The sequence below is a fragment of the Methanobacterium formicicum genome (genome assembly GCF_029848115.1).
In the GTDB taxonomy this organism is placed as follows: domain Archaea; phylum Methanobacteriota; class Methanobacteria; order Methanobacteriales; family Methanobacteriaceae; genus Methanobacterium; species Methanobacterium formicicum.
The window spans coordinates 95,001-98,063 of sequence record NZ_JARVXG010000057.1; the positions used below are offsets into that span (position 1 = coordinate 95,001).

The following is a 3,063-nucleotide window of genomic DNA, read 5'->3' on the forward strand; positions in this document are numbered from 1 at the left end:
TGGCCAGGCAGAGGGAGTACTGTCCTGATCCCATTATACCCATGGGTGGGCCTTCAACCACAATATCCGCACCAACCGCAATTGCTGCTTCTGCACGTGCCTGTCTGGTCATGATGTAGGGTAATCCTCTTCCACTGCGTTCGAATAGTCCAGGGACTACTGCCACGAATATTCCCTCTGGAACCTTTTTTTTGGCCTCCATAAGGCAGTGCAGATGACCCTTATGCAAGGGATTGTATTCTGTGAAATCGGCTAAAATTTTAGTGTCTGATGGATCTGATTCAGAAACTTTAGATTCAGACTCTTTATATGGAGGGCGTAACCTCACATCTTCCAGAAACTGTTTCCTATCTCTGGCAATAATTTCTTTAACTAAAGTTTCTCTAGAAGACATGGTATCCCATTAAACTTATTGTTATCATTATTGTTATATGATTATCTTTACAGATCATAAATTATAACCGATATCAATGAACTGATTTCCCAGAATATGGGAGGAAATATTTCCCATTAAAAAAAAAGACCAACGGTAATTTTACCCCATTATTAAAAGGATAGGCGTTTTGTATGCTGGATTTGTGTATAACCAACTGTAAATTGGAAATAGGTCCTGAAGAGGTTTGTTTGGGAATTAAAGATGAGAAGATAGTTTCTATTAAAAAATTATCATCAAGTGCCACTGAAACAATTGATGTTGCAGGTAAACTGGTTCTTCCCGGACTTATTGATGGTCATGTTCATTTTAGAGACCCGGGACTTACCATTAAGGAGGATTTTTCCACGGGTAGTGCTGCTGCAGCTGCTGGGGGTTTTACCACTGTACTGGATATGCCCAACACAGTTCCACCCACCAACACCCCCCATGATTTCAGAGATAAAATAGGGATCGCCAGTCGTAAGAGTCTGGTGGACTTTGGCCTACATGCCGGTGTTGCTGATCTATCCAATATTGAGGAACTTGCCAAATTACGGCCTGCGTCTTTTAAGATCTTCATGGATACAGTGGATCATGAGTTTTTAAGTGAGGCTTTCAGCAAGATAAGCGGGGTCTCTGGAGATCATCTAATCTCATTACATGCTGAAGATCCACAAGTGGTTAATCAGTGCACCAAAAAGATGAAAAAGAAGGGATCCAGCCCTGAATTATATGCAGAAGCTCGTCCTCCCCATGCCGAAATTGAAGCAGTTGCCTCGGCTATTGCACTGGCAAATAAGTTCAACCAAAGAATACATTTTTGCCATGTGAGCACCAGAAAATCCTTAAAACTCACAAGTGAGGCCAAAAAGGCAGGATTAAAAATAACATCTGAAATTACTCCCCATCACCTGTTCCTGGATTCGGGCTGCCTGAAAACATATGGTAACCTGGCCAAAACCAACCCTCCCCTGCGTGATAATAAAAACCGGTTGCGGGTTAAGGATTTACATGATATTGACATTATTGGCACTGATCATGCCCCCCACACACTTGATGAAAAGAAAAAGGATATTTGGAGTGCTCCTCCTGGCATTCCAGGGTTAGAAACCATTCTTCCCCTGCTTTTAACCCAGTTAAACCAGAAAAAAATACGCCTCGGAAATATTAAAAGGTTGTTGTGTGAAACCCCTGCAAAAATATTCAATATTCCAGATAAAGGTTTCATAAGAGAAGGAATGGATGCAGACATGGTGGTGGTGGATTTAAAGAAAGAAGGTATTATTGATCCTGCTAAGTTCCAGTCTAAAGCTAAGTATTCTCCATTTGAAGGTTTCAATGTCCAGGGAGTGCCAGTTATGACCATGGTACGCGGACAGAAAGTTATGGAAGAAGGTCATATTCTGAAAAATCAGGGAAAATTTGTTTATTTTAAATAAGAAGCAATATATTTTCTTTTAAATTGTTGATTTTAAAATAAAAATAAAAATAAATATGGGAAAAAAGTAATCCCATTATTTTTTTCCGAAAGTGACTGCAGATAGGCCTGTTAATACAAGTAACAGTGCCATTACAATGGATTGTAAAGGCATACCTGTATTTTGCATTCCCACAGTGTTGTTCTCTGGTTGGGGTTGTTCACTGACATAAATAGCTGCAGTTGCATTTCTACGATCCAGAATAGGATCATAGGATGCCGTGTATACATGGGCGTGGTTTTCAATTGGTCCTAACTTTTCAACACCCACCGTGATTATTAGCTGAGCTATTGTATTTGTTGGTAAGTTGCCAATGGTCCATATTCCAGTTGCAGGATCGTATGAACCGTAGTTAGCTGTTGAACCTATGTAAATCAATCCTTCAGGGAGTTTATCAAGGACATAAACATCTATGGCAGTATCTGGTCCCCAGTTTTGCACAATGAGTGTGAAGTCGATTGTTTCATGGAGATATGGTTGTGGATTACTAACTGTTTTTTCAATAGTTACATGAGATGTTTGAATTTCATTGTAGACTGATGCTGTTTTCCTGCCATCAGGATCTGTTTCTGATGAAGTTCCAGCAGTGTTGTTCAGGCCCTGTGTTGCATTGGAAATCACAGTACCATTAATCCATATGGTTACATTCTGTCCGGGTGCCAGTCTATCGATTATTGGGGTTATGTTCAGAGGGTTGGTGTATGCAGTCCATGGTATTCCGGTTGATGTGGAGTAGTACGTGTTTTCCAGCAAGTATGGAGTGTAATAATCATCAAAGTTAACGTTCAGGGCGTCGGATGGTCCTTCATTGGTTATTACGATGGTGTAATGGATTGGATAACCCCTTACTATGTTGTTTACATCTGATCCCTCAGTTTGGGAAGTTTTTGTAATGTTCAGGATGGCCCGCGTGTTTATCACCGTGGTGGTGTTGTCTGTGAGGTTACCAGTCAAATTGGTGGTATTGCTGGAGACAAAAACAGTGTTGTTAATGAGTCCAGTGGCATTAGATGGTACTAATCCTCTTAGATACAGATACACAGTCCCAGTAGCATTCAAACGACTGAAAACATACTCATAAGGAGCTAACCATGAACTCCAGTTAACACCATCCAAACTATACTCCTGACCAGTCAAGCGTGGATCCAGAGAATCACTAACCTTCACATT

The 3,063-nt window shown here is 40.7% G+C and carries 3 protein-coding genes (1 of these 3 cut by a window edge); 1 reads left to right on the top strand and 2 read right to left on the bottom strand.

The window, feature by feature from the left end:
- A protein-coding gene (locus QC759_RS10890; protein ID WP_048072466.1) for a nucleotidyltransferase family protein crosses the window boundary here: on the bottom strand, positions 1-394 show its beginning. It extends 731 nt beyond the left edge of the window; 394 of the gene's 1,125 nt are visible here — the first part of the coding sequence; its start codon is at positions 392-394; its stop codon lies off the left edge, out of view.
- A gap of 173 nt (positions 395-567) precedes the next feature.
- On the opposite strand from QC759_RS10890, the gene QC759_RS10895 reads away from it, so the two are divergent.
- Entirely contained in the window at positions 568-1,854 is a 1,287-nt protein-coding gene (locus QC759_RS10895; RefSeq protein ID WP_048072467.1) for a dihydroorotase, read from the top strand.
- A 75-nt stretch (positions 1,855-1,929) separates the two neighbouring features.
- Here the strand turns inward: QC759_RS10895 and QC759_RS10900 are convergent.
- The coding region (locus QC759_RS10900; RefSeq protein ID WP_279845786.1) for a DUF11 domain-containing protein at positions 1,930-3,063 on the bottom strand (1,134 nt) is incomplete at its 5' end.